12 protein-coding genes are annotated in these 16,598 nt (G+C 72.5%); 3 read left to right on the top strand and 9 right to left on the bottom strand.

Annotation, left to right across the window (positions count from 1 at the left end; all coding sequences use genetic code 11):
- Nucleotides 1–5: 5 nt before the first annotated feature.
- The 3 genes from ACN26Z_RS06965 to ACN26Z_RS06955 all read right to left on the bottom strand — a co-directional run bounded on the left by ACN26Z_RS06965 (nt 6) and on the right by ACN26Z_RS06955 (nt 4,087).
- Nucleotides 6–1,958, bottom strand: a complete 1,953-nt coding sequence (locus tag ACN26Z_RS06965; protein ID WP_421460296.1) for a VWA domain-containing protein — start codon at nt 1,956–1,958, stop codon at nt 6–8.
- 1 nt (nt 1,959) lies between these two features.
- Nucleotides 1,960–3,405 carry a magnesium chelatase gene (locus ACN26Z_RS06960; RefSeq protein ID WP_421460295.1) on the bottom strand — a complete coding sequence of 482 codons (1,446 nt, stop codon included), beginning with the start codon at nt 3,403–3,405 and terminating at the stop codon, nt 1,960–1,962.
- A gap of 85 nt (nt 3,406–3,490) precedes the next feature.
- Nucleotides 3,491–4,087 carry a TetR/AcrR family transcriptional regulator gene (locus ACN26Z_RS06955; RefSeq protein WP_421460294.1) on the bottom strand — a complete coding sequence of 199 codons (597 nt, stop codon included), beginning with the start codon at nt 4,085–4,087 and terminating at the stop codon, nt 3,491–3,493.
- Nucleotides 4,088–4,161: 74 nt separating this feature from the next.
- On the opposite strand from ACN26Z_RS06955, the gene ACN26Z_RS06950 reads away from it, so the two are divergent.
- Entirely contained in the window at nt 4,162–4,617 is a 456-nt protein-coding gene (locus tag ACN26Z_RS06950) for a GNAT family N-acetyltransferase (protein ID WP_421460293.1), read from the top strand.
- 51 nt (nt 4,618–4,668) lie between these two features.
- Here the strand turns inward: ACN26Z_RS06950 and ACN26Z_RS06945 are convergent, their stop codons facing one another.
- The 3 genes from ACN26Z_RS06945 to ACN26Z_RS06935 form a co-directional block, all read right to left on the bottom strand.
- Nucleotides 4,669–5,736, bottom strand: a complete 1,068-nt coding sequence (locus ACN26Z_RS06945; protein WP_421460292.1) for a hypothetical protein — start codon at nt 5,734–5,736, stop codon at nt 4,669–4,671.
- Nucleotides 5,737–5,811: 75 nt separating this feature from the next.
- Nucleotides 5,812–6,462 (bottom strand): response regulator transcription factor, encoded by a 651-nt coding sequence (locus ACN26Z_RS06940; RefSeq protein WP_421460290.1) that lies wholly within the window; start codon nt 6,460–6,462, stop codon nt 5,812–5,814.
- On the bottom strand, nt 6,459–7,706 hold the full coding sequence (locus ACN26Z_RS06935) for a sensor histidine kinase (protein WP_421460288.1): 1,248 nt from the start codon (nt 7,704–7,706) through the stop codon (nt 6,459–6,461). Before ACN26Z_RS06935 ends, ACN26Z_RS06940 begins: the two co-directional genes overlap by 4 nt.
- 192 nt (nt 7,707–7,898) lie before the next feature.
- Here ACN26Z_RS06935 and ACN26Z_RS06930 point away from each other — a divergent pair, with 192 nt between their 5' ends.
- Nucleotides 7,899–9,188, top strand: a complete 1,290-nt coding sequence (locus ACN26Z_RS06930) for a TIR-like protein FxsC (protein WP_421460287.1) — start codon at nt 7,899–7,901, stop codon at nt 9,186–9,188.
- Nucleotides 9,175–13,227, top strand: coding sequence for an FxSxx-COOH system tetratricopeptide repeat protein (gene fxsT / locus ACN26Z_RS06925; protein WP_421460286.1), 4,053 nt, complete (start codon nt 9,175–9,177; stop codon nt 13,225–13,227). Before ACN26Z_RS06930 ends, fxsT begins: the two co-directional genes overlap by 14 nt.
- On the opposite strand, the gene ACN26Z_RS06920 is transcribed toward fxsT, so the two are convergent.
- Genes ACN26Z_RS06920 through fxsA form a run of 3 tightly spaced genes read right to left on the bottom strand, consistent with a single transcriptional unit; the run spans nt 13,196 to nt 16,469 of the window.
- Nucleotides 13,196–15,112, bottom strand: coding sequence for an aKG-HExxH-type peptide beta-hydroxylase (locus ACN26Z_RS06920; RefSeq protein ID WP_421460285.1), 1,917 nt, complete (start codon nt 15,110–15,112; stop codon nt 13,196–13,198). The two genes, fxsT and ACN26Z_RS06920, sit on opposite strands and share 32 nt — an antisense overlap.
- Nucleotides 15,109–16,317, bottom strand: a complete 1,209-nt coding sequence (locus tag ACN26Z_RS06915) for an FxsB family cyclophane-forming radical SAM/SPASM peptide maturase (RefSeq protein ID WP_421460283.1) — start codon at nt 16,315–16,317, stop codon at nt 15,109–15,111. The genes ACN26Z_RS06920 and ACN26Z_RS06915 overlap by 4 nt, the downstream gene beginning before the upstream one ends.
- On the bottom strand, nt 16,299–16,469 hold the full coding sequence (gene fxsA / locus ACN26Z_RS06910; RefSeq protein ID WP_099847423.1) for an FxSxx-COOH cyclophane-containing RiPP peptide: 171 nt from the start codon (nt 16,467–16,469) through the stop codon (nt 16,299–16,301). Before fxsA ends, ACN26Z_RS06915 begins: the two co-directional genes overlap by 19 nt.
- Between the last annotated feature and the right edge of the window lie 129 nt (nt 16,470–16,598).

Here is a 16,598-nt window from a genome sequence, read left to right as displayed (position 1 = left end):
CGAGCTTAGCGGCGGCCCCGGCGGGCCCGCAGGTAGTCGCTGACCACGTACTCGCCGAGGTCGTCGGCGTCCGGGGTGAAGACCCGTCCACCGCTGCGTCGGGCCACCGCGTCGACGAACCGGCGCAAACCGGGATCGTCGCCGAGCATGAAGAGGTTGAGGGTGGCCCCGTAGCGGCCGAGCCGGTCCACCTCCCGGACCGTCGCCTCGATCGTCTCCGGTGACGACGGCCAGGCGAACAGCGCCTCACCGTCGTCCGGGTCCAGGTGGGCGGTCGGTTCCCCGTCGGTGACCACCAGCACCACCGGCTCCGCGTCCGGATGACGCCGCAGGTGCCGGCCGGCCAGCCGCAACGCGTGTTGCAGGTTGGTCCCCTGCATCATGTCCGGCTCGACGGCGGCCAGTTCCTGCTGGGTCAGCGTCTCCGCCCGCCGGCCGAACCCGATGATCTGCAACGCGTCCTGCGGGAACCGGGTGGCCATCAGGTGCGCCAGGGCCAGCCCGGTCTGCTTCATCGGCCCCCACCGACCCTGCGAGATCATCGAGTACGACAGGTCCACGCAGAGCGCCACCGCCGCCGACGCCCGCCGTTCGGTCTCGACCACCTCGAAGTCCTCGACGGCCAGTTGCACCGGCACGCCGGGGCCGGCTCGGCGGACCGCCCGGGTCAGGGTCCGCACCACGTCCAGCGGCTGCTCGTCGCCGTACTCCCAGGGCCGCGACGCCCCGGTCACCTCGCCGGCCGCCCCGGCCGAGCGCAGGTCGTGCTGACCACGCGGACCGGCGGTCAGCTCGGCGAAGACCTGGCGCAGCGCGGTACCGCCGAGGCGACGCAGCGCCTTCGGGCTCAACGTCAGACCTTCGGCGTCCCGGGTCACCCAACCCTGTCGGCGCAGCTCCCGCTCCAGCTCCCGCAGGCGGCGTACGTCGTCGGCCGCGTCGCGGCCCAGCGTCCGGGCCACCGCGTCGACGTCGATGTCGTCCAGGGTCGCCCCGGGATGCGCCTGGCCCAACTGGTCGAGCAGGTCGTCCAGTTCGGCGATCTCGTCGAGCGCACCGGTCGCCTCGCCGTAGCCCAGCGGGTGGCCACCCTGCGTCCGCTCACCCCGCCCCCAGCGCAGGTCGGGCCGGAGCGCCCGCAGGTTCCCCTCCAACGCGGCCAGCTCACCGGCGAGCCGGTCACCGAGGGACTCGCGCATCAGCCCGGCCAGTTCCTCCCGCTGCCGCTCCGACAGCGAGTTCATCAGCCGCTGACCGGCCGCCGATCGGCGGGCCAGAATGTCGATCAGTTCGTCCACGTCGCGCGGGTGTTCCGGGAAGAAGTCGCCGTGCCGGCGCATGAACTCGGCGAACGCGTCGGTGGTGTCCTCGGCGCGGGCGTGCCGGGCCAGCAGGGCGTTGAGATCCCGCATCATCTCGGCGACCTGCTCCTGCACCGCCGGGTCACCGGCCAGCCGCGCCGAGTCGCGCAGCCCGGCGAAACGCTGGCCGAGCACGTCGTCGCGCAGCCCGTCGAGGATCCGCTGGTAGGTCTGCCGGGCCTCGTCGCTCGCCCACCGGTAGTCGGACAGGTCCCGCACCGCCTGCGCGGTCGAGCGGGGCAGGTCGTCAAGCACCGTCTCGGCGAACCGGGCCGCCTCGTCGTCGCGGCGGGCCAACTCGTCCCGCTCGGCGGCCAGCGCCTGATCGAGCAGCGCCCGCGCCCGGGTCACCGCTCCGTCGAGTTCACCCCGGCGCAACGCCTCGCGGCGCAGCCGGCGGGCGCGGGCGGTCAGCCCGTCCAGCCCACCACGGCCCTGCGGGCCCCGGCGCAGCAGATCCCGCAGCGCGTCCCGGAGGCTGCCGCCGGCCAGCACCTCCGCGCCGACCTGGTCCACCGCGGCCTGCACGTCGTACGGGGGCGCGAGCGGATCGGGGCCGCCGCGCCACTGCCCGTACCGGAACCGGTTGCCGGCCATCTCAGTCCCGGCCGCCGTAGCGGGTCCGCCCGCCGTCGGTGACGTCCTTGCCCAGCCGGCGGCTCAGATACAGCCCTTCGAGCACGAACTCGACTGCCGCCGCGGCCTGCCCGGTGGTCGGCGCGTCGCCGATCCCGAGCCGGTCGAGCACCTTGGCCAGCCCCGGCACCGTGCCCACCTGACGCAGCAGGTCAGCCGCCGACACCAACTCCCCGGTCTCGACCGCCTGCCCTTCCTCGACCAGCGCGGTGAAGCCGGACAGGTCCAGCCCGGCCAGTCGGGCCCGGAACGTCTCGGCGGTGGCGGTACGCAGCAGGTGACCGAGAAGTTCGACCTCCCGGCCCTCCTCGCCGCTCTCGAACTCCACCTTGCCGCGCAGCGTCGACGTCACCGACACCGCGTCGCCCACCCGCGCCACCGCCTCGGCCGACGGCAGTTCCGAGTCGGTGCCCAGCAGGCACGCCCGGCGCAGCGCGGCGGCGGCGACGGTCTCCGCCGCGGCGATGGCGAACCGGGCGGAGACACCGGAACGTGGGTCCACCGACGGCGACTCGCGTACCGCCCGGGCGAACCGGGCCAGCACCTCCAGCACGTGCTCCGGCACCTCGGCGACCAGGTCGGCCTCCTGCCGGATCAGGGCCAGCTCCAACTCCAGGTCGGTCGGGTAGTGGGTGCGGATCTCCGCGCCGAAGCGGTCCTTGAGCGGCGTGATGATCCGACCCCGGTTGGTGTAGTCCTCCGGGTTGGCGCTGGCCACCAGCAGCAGGTCCAGCGGCAGCCGCAGTTGGTAGCCGCGTACCTGGATGTCCCGCTCCTCCAGCACGTTGAGCAGCGCCACCTGGATCCGCTCGGCCAGGTCGGGCAGCTCGTTGACAGCGAAGATGCCCCGGTTGGTACGCGGCACCAGCCCGAAGTGGATCGTCTCGGGGTCGCCGAGCGTACGCCCCTGAGCCAGCCGGACCGGGTCCACGTCGCCGATCAGGTCGCCCACGCTGGTGTCCGGGGTGGCCAGTTTCTCCCCGTAACGCATCGAGCGGTGCAGCCAGCTCACCGGCAGGTCGTCGCCGGCCTCGGCGACCAGCGCCCGCGACGCCGGGGTGACCGGGTGCAGCGGGTGCTCGTTGAGCACCGAGCCGGCGATCACCGGCGTCCACTCGTCCAGCAGCGTCACCAGCGACCGGATCAGCCGGGTCTTGCCCTGGCCCCGCTCGCCGAGCAGCACCATGTCGTGCCCGGCGAGCAGCGCCCGCTCCACCTCCGGCAACACGGTGTCGTCGTACCCGACGATGCCGGCGAACCGTGGCGCGCCATCACGCATCCGGGCCCGCAGGTTGTCGCGCAGCTCCTGCTTGACGGTGCGGTAGCGGTGCCCGGCGGCGCGCAGCGCACCCAGCGTGGCGGGCAGGTCGGCCGGCGGGAGCGGCGAAACAGACGAAGACTCACTCACCCCGCCCACGCTAGCGCGCACCTGCCGCCGTCAGCCTGGCTCGATCATGAATTGTGGGTGGGCCGGTGATCCTGCCCCGTCGACCTCACGATTCGGGTTCGGTCCTCAGGCGGGCGAGTGCGGCGTCGAGAGCGATCTGCTGGGTCCGCTCGCCGTAGGTCTCCGAGTCGACGCAGGCGAGAGCGTTGAGCCCTTCGACGAGGGCCACCAGGCTGGTGGCCGTCTCGGTCGCCTCGGCCGGGTGCCAGTCCGGCCGGGCGGCGCGAACCAGCTCACCTACCCGGGCGACGAACCGGCGGTTGTAGGCGCGGTGCAGGTCGGCCAGGACCGGATCGGCCAGCGCGGCGGCGAGGAAGCCGACCCAGACCCGGGCCTCCTCCCGCTTCTCCTCGGTGGGCGAGGCCGCCTGGAACAGCACCGCCCGCAGCGCCTCCACTGGGTCGGCGGCCGTGGCCTGGGCAGCGTCGGCGCGCAGCCCGGTGCGCCGGTGCAGCAGCTCACGGGCGTGCACGAGCAGGGCCTGCTTGTCGGCGAAGGTGTGCAGCACCATGCCGGTGGTGCACCCGGCCCGCTCGGCGACGGCGCGCAGGGTCAGCCCCGGCAGGCCACGTTCGGCCAGCACCGACCAGGTTGCCGCCGACAGGCGTCGCTGCTGGTCGGCGAGATCACGCCGTCTGGCCATCGGTACCCCTTCCCGGTCGACGACTCGTACCGTAGCGTACGTTACGGTAACGCTCGTTACGGAAAGGTTGACAGGTGCTCTCCATCCATCGCGAACCCTGGGAGTCGACCGACGCCACCCGGCTCCGCGCCGCCCAGCGGACCGAACTCGACGCCCGCTACGGCTGCGACGACCACGAGCCGGGCGAGGAGCCCACGGCCGACACGGTGAGCGTCTTCCTGATCGCCCGAGACCCCGGCGGCACCGCCGTGGGCTGCGGCGGCCTGCGCTTCCTCGCCGCCGGTTCCGCCGAGATCAAACGGATGTACGTCAGCCCGCCGGCCCGGGGCACCGGCGTCGCGACCGCCATCCTGCGCGCCCTGGAACAGGCCGCCCGCGACGCCGGGGTACGTACCCTGCTGCTGGAGACCGGCACCGCCCAGCCCGACGCGATGCGCTTCTACGAGCGGGAGGGCTACCGGCGCATCGACAACTTCGGGCCGTACCAGGGCGAACCGCTCTCCGTCTGCTACGCCCGCGACCTGCCGTGACAGCCCGGTCCGCCGCCCACCCCCGTGTCGGACGACGGACCGGGCCACCGGTCACCCCAGGTTGCAGCGACCGCAGACGCCCCGACGACGCAGGTGGTACGCGTACGTCGCGGCGCCGAGCGCGAGCCCCCAGAGCGGGAAGAACATCAGCGGGAGACCCGCCGCGCTGAGCCCGCGATCGGGCTGCCAGAACTCCGGGAGGCTCAGCGCGTTCAGGCCGGCGGCGGTGGCCAGCACCGCGACCACCGTCGCCGGGATCACGGCCAGCCGCACCGGCACCGGCCGACCGGCCAGCCCCACCATCCAGCGCGGGAACCGCTCACCCCAGCGCTGTACCAGCCCCAGAGTCAGCACCGAGCCGACGGTGGCGAAAGCGCCCAGCCCAACCCCCGCCCAGACCGCGCCGCTCTCCCGCAACTCGGCGAGATCCTCCGGCGAGAGGCCGAGCGGGATGCCGGCCAGCCAGGCGAACCGGGTCAGCGCGTACCCGACGGGGATCACGGCCGCGATCCAGGCGGCCCACCGGCCCCAGCGGGCCGCGGCCGCCGGGGTGGTCCAGCCCCGGTCGGTGCCGTCGCGGCCACACCCCACACAGCAACCGGCGGTACGCCGCTGCCACCTCAGCAGCACCCCGCTCAACAGCACCCCGCCGCTCATCGCGGCGACGCGAGCGGTAAGCGCCCAGGTGAACACGTCTGCGTAATCCACAGGTGGCCAACCGAAGGGTGCACCGACTAGCAGCATCGGCGCGTAGCCGAGCAGGGCCAGCACCTGCAAGCCGGGCACCACCACGGCCAGCACGAACGCCACGGTCCAGCCGTAAGCGAGCAGCAGCATCCGCAGCGGGCCGGTGGGCGTGGTTCGGCGACTGGCCAGGACCAGCGCCACGGCGGTGAGCAGCATCCCGGCGAAGAACGACGGCCCGGCGTCCGTCGGGAGCAGCCGGAGCAGTGTCGAGTCGAGGTGCGGATCGTTGGCACCGAACGGGTAGCCGGTGCCGGTGATGGCCGCCACCAGGGCGAGCAGGCCCCACAGCCCGAGCCAACCGGCGGCAAGTGGGGCGAGCAGGCCGGGACGATGGGTCGTCCCACGGTGCTCGGGTAGGGCTACGTTTGTCATGAACCCAGCCTCGGCCGGGTCACCCGCCCTGCCCTCCCGTACGGCGGTGAACCGTCTCCCCCGCGTGGGGGAAGCTCAGCCGGCGGGTGTGACGAACCCCGACTCGTACGCGGCGATCACCGCCTGGGTGCGGTCACGCACCCCGAGCTTCGTCAGCACGTTGCCGACGTGGGTCTTCACCGTCTCGACACCCACCACGAGGCGGGCGGCGATCTCCGGATTGGACAGTCCGGCGGCCATCAGCCGCAGCACCTCGCCCTCCCGTTCGGTGAGCCGGGCCGCCCGCAGCCCGTCGGCGTTCCGCCGCCCGTACGCACCGACCAGCCGCCGGATCGCGGCCGGGAAGAGCAGCGACTCACCGCACGCCACCACCCGTACCGCCTCCACCACCTCGGCCGGACGGGCCCGCTTGAGCAGGAAACCACTCGCCCCGGCGCGCAGCGCGTCATAGACGTACTCGTCGTTGGCGAAGGTGGTGATGACCAGCACCCGGGGCGGCTCGGCGGAGCTGGCCAGCAGACGCCGGGTGGCCTGGATGCCGTCGATCCTGGGCATTCGCACGTCCATCAGCACCACCTGTGGGCGGTGCCGGGCGACCAGCGGCGGTACCTCCGCACCGTCTGCGGCCTCGGCGACGACCCGCAGGTCCGGCTGGGCGTCGAGGATGGTCCGCAGCCCGATCCGGACCAGTTCGTCGTCGTCGACGATCAACACTGCCACGCTCATCCGTCCGCCCCGATCGGCAGCCGCACCCGTACCCGCCATCGTCCTCCGTCCATTTTGGCGGTGATCTGGCCGCCGAGCAGCAGCACCCGCTCCCGCATGCCGATCAGCCCCCGCCCACCACCCGGCACCGCCGCGCCACCGGACGGCGGCTGAGCCACTCCGTTCTCCAGCTCGATCTCCAGGCCGTCCGGCGACACGTCCACCCGCAGGGTCACCGGCCCGTGGCCGTGCCGGGCTGCGTTGGTCAACCCCTCCTGCACGATTCGGTAGCCCTCCCGGGAGACCGCCGCCGGCAGGGCGTCCAGCGACCCACTGCCGCGGATGCGTACCGGCGTGCCGGCGGCCCGGGTGTCGGCGATCAGCCCGTCGAGGTCGGACAGGGTCCGCTGGGGGGTACGGGCCGTCGGCTCTCCGGTCTCCCGTAGCAGCCCGAGCACCTGGTCGAGATCGTCCATCGCACGCCGCGCGGTCTCCTCGATGGCGGCCAGCGCCCGACGAACGAACTCCGGGTCGCCGTCGAGCACCTCGCGGGCGGCGCCGGCCTGGAGGGTGGCGACGGTAAGCGCGTGGCCGACCGAGTCGTGCAGCTCCCGGGCCAGCCGGTTGCGTTCGGCCAGCCGCGCGGCCCGGGCCTCCAGCGCCGCGATCCGCTCGGCCGACGCTGGCCCCAGCAGCGCCGGAGCCATCGACGCGGCGAGCGCACCGAGCCCGGCCACCACGTAGCCGAGCGCGACCAGCACGAGCAGCCCGACGAGGCTCAACCAGCCGCCGTCCCGGCCGTCGAGCGGCCCGAACCGCTCGGCACCGGTCATCCCGACGTCCACACCGGCCTGGGCGGCGATGAACGCCAGGGCCATCGGCACCGCGCTGAACAGCGCGGCCACCACCAGCGCGCCGCTGATCAGGTGCAGTCCGATCCAGAGCGCGGCGCGCAACCGGGTCTCCCGGTCGAGTCGGTGGCCGGGCAGCGGCTCGGGCAACTCGACCCCGAGCAGCCCACGGACCGCCGCGATCTCCAGCGCGCGGCTACCGCCGAGGAAGATCGGTACGACGGCGATGGTGGCCGCCGGCACCAGCAGCACCAGGACCAGTGGCCGGGGCACCCCGGAGGTGGCGAACATCTGCGCGAAAGCCACCAGCAGCAATGCGTACGGCAGCGCGAGCACGCCACCGAGCAACAGGAACACGCCGCGCCGCCAAGTGGAGCCGGCGACCAACGGACGCAGCGGCGCGGGAGCTTCCATCGCCTCATGATGCCGATGCCACTCCGGCCGGTCACCGCCACCTGGGATACGACAGTTCAGCGGGCTGCCACGCCCCGCTTCCACACCTATACTCGCGGTGAAGCTCCCGCCGCCACGGCCGCTGGCACCTGGCCCACCGGCGACAGCCACGACCCAGCCACCCCACGGCAGAGTCCCAGGCGCGGAGGTGCGGTGCTGTACTTCTTCCTCAGCTATGCCAGAGGCGACGAGGACGCACTCGTCCAGCGGTTCTACGAGGATCTCAGTGCCGAGGTTCGGCTGATCGCCGGTCTGTCCCGGGATGAACGGGTCGGTTTCGTCGACCGGATGATCATGGTGGGTGAGCGGTGGCCGCAGCGCCTGGTCGAGGCGCTCGGCAGCTGCGGCTCATTCCTCGCCCTGATGACACCTCGCTACTTCCAGAGCAAGCCGTGCGGCCAGGAGTGGCAGTTCTTCGCCGAGCGCACCGCCCGGTTCGAAAGCCAGCGGCGAGTGGACACCTCGCTGCTCAAACCACTGATGTGGATCCCGGCGCAGCCCGGACGCATCCACCCGGTTGCCCGGCCGTTGCAGTACTCCTCCGACAGCCTGGGCGATCTGTACCAACGCCTCGGCGTACGGCAGCTGATGCGCCTCCAGCGGCACAGCGACGACTACCGCACCTTCCTGTTCGAGCTGGCCAATCAGATCGTGACCAGTGTGGAGGCTCATCCGCTGCCGGAGCATCGCCGCCCGATCGAGCTGCACGCCGTCGAGAGCGCCTTCCACGCCAGGCCGACCGCCGACGGCGCCAGCCGCCTCGACGGTGACGACAGCACCCGGTCGATGCTTGTCCACTTCGTCGTGGCCGCCACCGACCGGGATGAGATGCGCGGGGTTCGTCAACACCTCGCCGCGTACGGCGACGACGCGTTGCAATGGGCGCCGTACCGCCCGCCGATGCCGGAGCCGCTCATCGACTACGCCCGGGAGATCGCCGCCGACCACAGCTACCAGTCCACGGTGGTGGAGGTGGACAAGCTGCCCCGCAGCGCCGAGCAGGCCGCCCGCTACAACCAACTGCTGGTGCTGATCGTCGACGCCTGGCTGACTCGCCTGCCACAGCGACGGCAGGCGCTGATCGAGCACGCCTCGGTGGCGCTGGGTGGCGACCAACGTGCCGCCACGGCGGTCCTCATTCCCAGCAGTCGTGACGACCCGGAGACCCGCGAGCAGTGGCAGGAGCTGTCCCGCGCCTGCCGGGAGATCTTCGACGGGTTCACCGCGGACGACGAGCTCTACCGGTCGAACATCATCACCCACCGGGCCTTCGAGGAGTTGCTCCCGCAGGTGCTGGAGGTCGCCCGCAACCGCGTGTTCAGCCGAGGCTCGGTGCACCGGCCACTCGACCCGTTGACGGACACCTCGCCGCCGCGGCTCGACGGCCCGTGGGCGCGCGACGACGATCAGCGTGAACGGGAGGACCAGCGTGACGATCACTGACCCGGTCGCGACGGCCACCGGCAGGGAAGGCCGGATCATCACGTTCTACTCGTACAAGGGCGGCACCGGCCGCACCATGGCGCTGGCGAACGTGGCCTGGATCCTCGCCGCGAACGGACACCGGGTGCTCGCCGTGGACTGGGACCTGGAATCGCCGGGCCTGCACCGCTACTTCCACCCGTTCCTGCTCGACAAGGACTTACGCACCTCGCGCGGCGTGATCGACATGGCACGCGACTACGCCGACGCCGCCGTACGCCCCATGGACGAGACGGAGGATCCCGACTGGGTCGACACGGCCGCCGACGTGCTGCGGCACGCGGTGTCGTTGGAGTGGCGCTTCCCGCTGCCACCCCGGGAGGTGTCAGGTGCGGCCCATCCCGCCCGCCCCGGCTTCCTGGACCTGCTGCCCGCCGGGCGTCAGGACCCGTCGTACACGAAGGCGGTCAGCACCTTCGACTGGCAGACGTTCTTCGAGAAACTCGGCGGCAACGCCTTCCTGGACGCGCTGGCCGCGAGCATGCGGACGAACTACGACTACGTGCTGATCGACAGCCGGACCGGAGTCAGTGACGGCGCCGGCATCTGCACGGTGCGGCTGCCCGACGCGGTCGTCACCTCCTTCACGCTCAACGAGCAGAGCATCGACGGTGCCGCCGCGGTGGCCCGGTCGATCGTCCGGCAGCGTGGCGACCGTCCGGTGCGGATCCTGCCGGTGCCGATGCGGGTCGACAACGCCGAGCAGCTCAAGCTGGAAGCCGGCCGGGATCAGGCACGTCGGCGGTTCACCCCGTTGCTGCCCCGGTTCACGCCCGAGGAGAGTGACCGGTACTGGGGCGAGGTGGAGATCCCCTACCAGCCGTACTACGCCTACGAGGAGATCCTGGCGACCTTCGGGGACCGCGCACACCACGAGGCCAGCCTCCTGGCCGCGTACGAGCGGCTGACCCGTGCGATCACCGAGGGCGACGTCGAGGACCTGCCTCCGATGGACGACCGGCTCCGACGCACGTGGTTGGCCAAGTTCGAGCGGCAGCGGCTCGGCGGCGCCGCTCCCGACGTCTTCGTCAGCTACGCGGCCCTGGACCGGGCCTGGGCGGAGTGGATCTGCGACGAGCTTCGCGCCGCCGGCCTGCGCACGGTCATGCGCGAGGTGGACTTCCCGGCCAACCCGTCCGGCGGCGATCCGGCCACTGTCGGCCTGGACGACGCCGCCCGGCTCATCGTGCTGCTGTCCCAGGAGTACATGCAGTCGCCGAACGCGGCTCAGCTGTGGAGCCGGGCCACCACCCACGATCCCACCACCGGCACCAGCTACCTGGTGCCGGTCCGGCTGGACAATTCCCGCGCTCCCGGGCTGTTCCTGGAACGCATTCCGGTCGACCTGGTGGGCGTCGACGCGCAGGAAGCCACGGCCAAGCTGCTAGAGGCGCTGGATCACCCCGCCCGGCCCGCGCCCGAGCCGGAGGACCCCCAGCGACGCCGCCGGTTCCCGGGGAACGAGCCGCCGGTCTGGCGGGTACCGCTGCCCCGCAACGTCCAGTTCGTCGGGCGCGGCCCGCTGCTGGAGGAGATGCGCGACTGGCTCTCCAGCTCCGACGCAGGGCACGTGCCGCTGGCACTGCACGGGCTCGGCGGCGTCGGCAAGAGCCAGATCGCGCTGGAGTACGCCTACCGGTTCCGCGCCGAGTACGACATCGTCTGGTGGATCTCGGCGCAGCAGCCGAGCGTCCTGCGTCTCGCCCTGGGCGCGCTCGCCGACCGGCTGGCCGCCGAACTGGACGCCCCGCTGAGCGGCAGCGTGAGCGAACGGGTCAGCTGGGTTCTCGACGTGTTGCGCCGCGGGGTGCCGTTCCGGCGCTGGTTGCTCATCCTGGACAACGCCGACGATCCCACCGAGCTGCTCAACCTGATCCCGCAGGGCCCCGGGCACATCCTGGTCACCACCCGCAACCATGCCTGGGCCCGGCCCGCCCGGATGCTGGAGGTGGGTGCGTTCGACCGGGAGGAGAGCGTCGCCCTGCTGGCCCGACGGGCCGACCATCTGGCACGCAGTGATGCCGAGCTGATCGCCGCCCGGCTCGGTGACCTGCCACTGGCCATCGAGCAGGCGGGCGCGTGGCTGGCCACCACCGGCGAATCACCGGCCATGTATCTCACCCGGGTCCGGCGCTACCTGCCGGACATGCTCGCCGAGGAACTGCCGGCCGACTACCAGCAGACCGGTGCCCAACCGTGGCTGGTCTCCCTGGACGGCCTGCGGGAACGCAATCCGGCGGCGGCGAAGCTGCTGGAGGTCTGCGCCTTCTTCGCCAGCGAGCCGATCCCGATGTCGCTGATCACCGGGGACCGCTTCATAAACGTGTTGCTGCCCTACGACCCGTCGTTGCGCGACCCGCTGCTGATGGGTCGGACGCTGCGCGACATCGGACGGTACGCGCTGGCCCGCATCGACAGCGTGCGCGGCGGCGGGCGGGGTCGTGGGCTGGACCGAGCCGACGAGGCCGGCCAGGCCAGCCTGAGCATGCATCCACTGGTGCAGGAGCTGATCCGAGAGTCGCTGTCGGCGGCGGAGAAGAACGAGAACCGCCAGCAGGTGCACGCCATCCTGGCCGCCGCCAACCCCAAGGATCCGGACCATCCGGGCAACTGGCCGACGTACGCGGAGCTGTGGCCGCACCTGCTGCCGTCGCGGACCCTCACCTCGGACCAGCCCGAGGTGCGGCAGCTGCTGCTCGACGTCGCCCGCTACATGTGGATCCGGGTGGACTTCGCCACCTGCGCCGAGCTGGCCGAGCAGGCAATCGAGCTGTGGCAACGGCGGTACGGCCCGGACGACCCGCAGACGCTGATGATGCGGTTCCAGCTGGCCAACGCCCTCCGTCTGGACGCCCGCTACCAGGACGCCTACGACATCGACCGGGACGTCCACGACCGGCTCCGCCGTACGCTCGGCGAGGACCACGAGTACACGGTGATCGCGGCCGGCAGCCTCGCCGCCGACCTGCGGGCACTCGGCTTCTTCGAGCGGGCCCGGGAACTGGACACGCGCACCGAGGAACTGGCCCGGGAGGTGTTCGGTGAGGATCATCCTCGCGCGCTCATCGCGGCGCACAACCTGGCCATTTCGATGCGCCTGGTCGGTGACCTGCGCGGTGCAATGAGCCGCAACGAGCGCACCCTGGCCCGGCGTCGGGAGACGCTCGGTCCGATGCACCCCTTCACTCTCTTCTCCGCCGCCCAGTACGGCCGCGACCTGCGCGACACCGGGGATCTCATCGAGTCTCGTCGGGTGCTGGAGACCGCGGTGGAGGCGCACCGGCTGGTGCTGGGTGAGGAAGACCCGGAGACCCTGCGGGCGTTGAAGAACTACGCGGTGACGCTGCGCAAGATCGGTGAGTTGGAACGGGCGCACGCGCTGAGTACGGACGTGCTGATGCGGTCCCGCCGACGGCACGGCCCTGACCACCCGGACGTGCAGGCCAGCGCGATGAACCTGGCCTGCGACGAGTCGGCGATCGGCGACGACGTGGGTGCGCTGCGCCGAGCCCGCCCGGTGCACCGCTGGTACCGCGACAACATGGGCGAGGACCACCTGTTCACCCTCGCGTACGCCAACAATCTCTCGATCTTCCTGCGCAAGGCGGGCGACGCGGAGGCCGCCTTCGACGTCTCCGAGGAGGTGGTCGCCCGGCTCAGCGAGCGGATCGGGGCGGATCATCCGTACACCCTGGCGGCCAACATCAACCTGGCGAACTGCCGGTTCGGTCGCCGACAGTTCACCGAGGCCCTGGCCAGCGACCGGGAGGCGTACGAGCGCAGCCGGCGGATCCTCGGGCCGGGGCACCCGGACACCCTGGCGGTGGCGAACAATCTCGCCACCAGCCTCAGCGTCACCGGGGACCACGGCGGGGCCCGGTCGCTACGGGAGCAGGTCATGCCGCTGTTCCGACGGGTGCTCGGCGAGGAGCACCCGAACACCATCGCCCTCGTCGAGGCGAACCGGCTCAACTGCGATCTTGAGCCGCCACCGACCTGACCGGCGTCGGTCCAACCTGGCGTGGCCCGTCCGCAGCGGGCACACACGTCACCGGGGCCAGCCAACGGGCCAGCGCCAACGGGTCCGGCACCGCCGTGGACTCCGCGACCGCACAGAGGACGGCCCGACACAGCTCCGGGTCGGCGTGCACCGCCTTCTCGTCGGCCGGTAGCCGAGCGTCGGCCAGGGTCAGGCCGACCCACGCCGCCAGATGGTCCGGCTGCTGCCGCAGTTGCCGCTGGTACCAGGCGCGCGCCGCGAGGTGATCACCTGCGGCCAACGCCAGGTCGCCGGCCGACGCTTCCGGGAGCGCGTCGGCGAGGCGTTCGGTGCCGCTGCGCAGCCGCTCGAAGCGCGCCGGGTCGGCCAACCGCAGCCGGACCAGATCCAGTCGCGGGCTGCGGCTCAGCCACCTGCCGTCCGCCGGTCGCACCGCGACCGGAACGGTGATCGCGGGGCAGCCGACGCCCGCCAGCCACGTCTCGGCGAGCTGCCGCACCAGCCGTGCCTCCGGTCGCCGGTTACGCATCCGCCACACTGTCCAGTGGTCGTCGGCCGCTTCCCGGGCCAGCGCGGCGGCCTCGGCCGGCACCACCTCGTCCCGCCAGCCGTCGATCACCTCACCCAGCCCGGCCACGAACCGGCGACCGGCCGCCGTCAGCCGCCCGTACGCCCGGATGTCGGCGCAGGTCCGGGCGACTCGGTCCCGCCAACGGGCGAACTCCACCTCGGCCAGTCGGCTCCGCCCGGGCGGGAGCACCGTCCGTTGGGTACGCCAGAACTCGGTCACCGCGACGAAGGCGTAGACGCCGTGCAACGCGGCTCCGAGCGGCCGGGGATCGTCCCGCCAGGGCGCGTAGTAGTACCGCCGGTCCGCGGCGTCGTGCAGCGGCTCGATGTCGATGGCGGCACCGAGTTTCGCGTGCTGGAACTCGTGCAGCAGGCCGAGGGCCAGCGCCGTGCCGTCGGCGGGCGGGGTCATCGAGACCGCGCCGAAGGCGTCCATGCTTGTGACGTTCACCCCGGCACTGGCCGAGTCCGCCTGCAACGGCACCACGGTCCGCAGCCCCTCGGAGATCGCCTCCGCATGCCCACGGTGGTGCCGGACCAGGATCGGCCAGGCGTCGTCGAGCATCCGCTGCCACCGGCCGACCACGGCAGCGTCCAACCGTCCGCTGGCGCAGAGCCGGTGACAGTCGCGGTACGGGTCGAGGTCGTCGAGCCAGAGTTCGACGCCGAGGCCGTCGGCGCTGCTGGTCAGCCGGTGCAGACCGGACCAGCCGTCGCGGTCGCCACCGGCACCCGCCGGCAGGTCGTCGACGGGCGAGGGAATCTCCACCGGGCCCACCCGCACCCGGTCCCCCGACCGGGAGACGGTCACCGGGCCGACGCCGCCGCAGCGGGCCCGTCCCAGGGACGGCAGGAACACCGCACCGTCCGGTGCCGGGAGGGGCAGTTCGAAGTCCAGGCCGGCCCGGATCGCCGCGGTCGCCGCCAGCGCGCCGAGATATCCCAGGTCGACCTCGGCCGGGCGATCCGGCTCGGACGGCAGTGCCAGGCCGGCGGTGGTGCGGCCGGCCGTGGCCGACATCGTGGGGGTGTCCGCCCGTTGACGCAGCCGGCGCAGGGTGACCGCCAGCCACGCACCGGTGTGCGGCAGGGCGAGCAGGTCCGGGCCGACCGCCGGATCGCGCCGTACCGCGGCGGTGAGCAGCGCGAAGTACGCCGAGGTCGCGGCCGGATCGGCCAGGTCGAGCACCGCGCGCAGGTGCAGCATCCGCTTGCTGACCTGCCCGGCGCGCAGCGTACACACCAGGTGGGCGCCGCCGGGGCCGGCGGCGAGCGCGTCGAGATCGGCCGGCCGCAGCCGGTGGTAGCCGCTCACCGGCCCCGGCCCCGCAGGCGGGTCAGATCGGCGCGCAGCCGACCCGAGACGTGCTCGATGAGCAGCCGCAGATCCCGGCAGTAGACGGAGGGATTGCGGAAACTGCCGGCCCGGTACCGGTGCGGGTAGTTGCCGCCGCCGCAGACCAGATGGACGGGACAGGCCCGGCACTGGGCGGCAAGCGCCGACAGGCCCGCCTGGCGTACGGCCACGGCAGGGTGCCGCAGCACGTCGTCGAAGGAGTGGTCGAAGACCGTCAGATCGGTGTCGACCGCGCCGGGGTACGTGGACCGTAACGTGTCGACCTGTTCGTACCCGCCGTCGGTGTTTACCACGACAGCGGCGACCGGGCTCAACCCCAGCGACTCGGTCCGGCTGCTCCCGCCGAGCACCAAGTTGATCAGTTCCTCGAAGAGCCGGACCCGGGTGCGCCGCACCGGCACGTCGTACCACGCGTCGAAGGCGTCACAGAGCCAATCACCGTACGCGTCCGCTCGCGCGGCCCGCCCCGGCCCGGGTGGCGGGGCGTCCCAGTTCGCGTGCGGCAGCAGGAAGTCCACCATCGGCGGCCGGTACGCCAGCAGGGCCTCGTAGGTCCGCCGGGGGTCGGCGTCGAGGTCGACCACGCAGAGAATGCCGGCGTACGCCCCGGGACGGTCGGCCAGCAGCCGCAACGCCCGGTCCACCTCGTCGAAGCTGCCACGTCCGGAGGCGTACCGTCGACGCCGGTCGTTGGCGGCCCGGTCACCGTCCAGGCTGACCCCGATCAGCACTCCCGCGTCGGTCAGCACGGACAGCGCCCGTTCGTCGAGCAGGGTGCCGTTGGTCTGCACACTGACCCGGGCGGCGGTGGGGTGCACCGCCGCCCGCAGCCGCTCGGCCATCCGCGCCAACGTCGCGGCGCCGGCCAACAACGGCTCCCCGCCGTGCAGCACGATGCGCGCCGTGCTCAGTTCGTGCGCGCGGACATGCTCGGCGATCCGCCGGCAGGTGCGGTCGAAGATGTCGGCCGACATCAGCGGCGGGTCGGTGCGGGCGCGGCGATCCGCCAGCTCGTACATGTAGCAGTAGTCGCAGGCCAGGTTGCATCTGCTGTGGACCTTGAGGATGAACTCGGAGAAGGGCACCGGCCGCACCGCTGCCGGAGGGTCCACCAACGCCTGACCACGCCCCACGGCCGGCACGGTCACATCGCCGAGTTCCACCCGGCGACCGCGTCCTGCGGGCGGTCGATCTCATCCAGGATCCGGCGTAGTGAGCAGGCGAACGGCGATCCGTCCAGCTCCGGCAGATCGGCGAGGCTCACGTCGCTGAGGTCCACCAGGACTCCCAGGGAGCCGTCTTCGGTCGTATCCATAGTGATCCGTCCACCCGCGAAGGAAACTCGCGCCCGAATGAGCGATGACTTGTGCGGGAGCCGCCGGACCAGAGCCCGCCCCTACCGCCGAACCCGCCAACGAACCGGGCCATCGTAGCGGCATCGCGC

The organism is Verrucosispora sp. WMMD703 (genome assembly GCF_049178935.1).
GTDB lineage: Bacteria > Actinomycetota > Actinomycetes > Mycobacteriales > Micromonosporaceae > Micromonospora > Micromonospora sediminimaris.
Note: the sequence above shows the minus strand (reverse complement) of the source record. Positions and strands in the feature narration are given on the sequence as shown.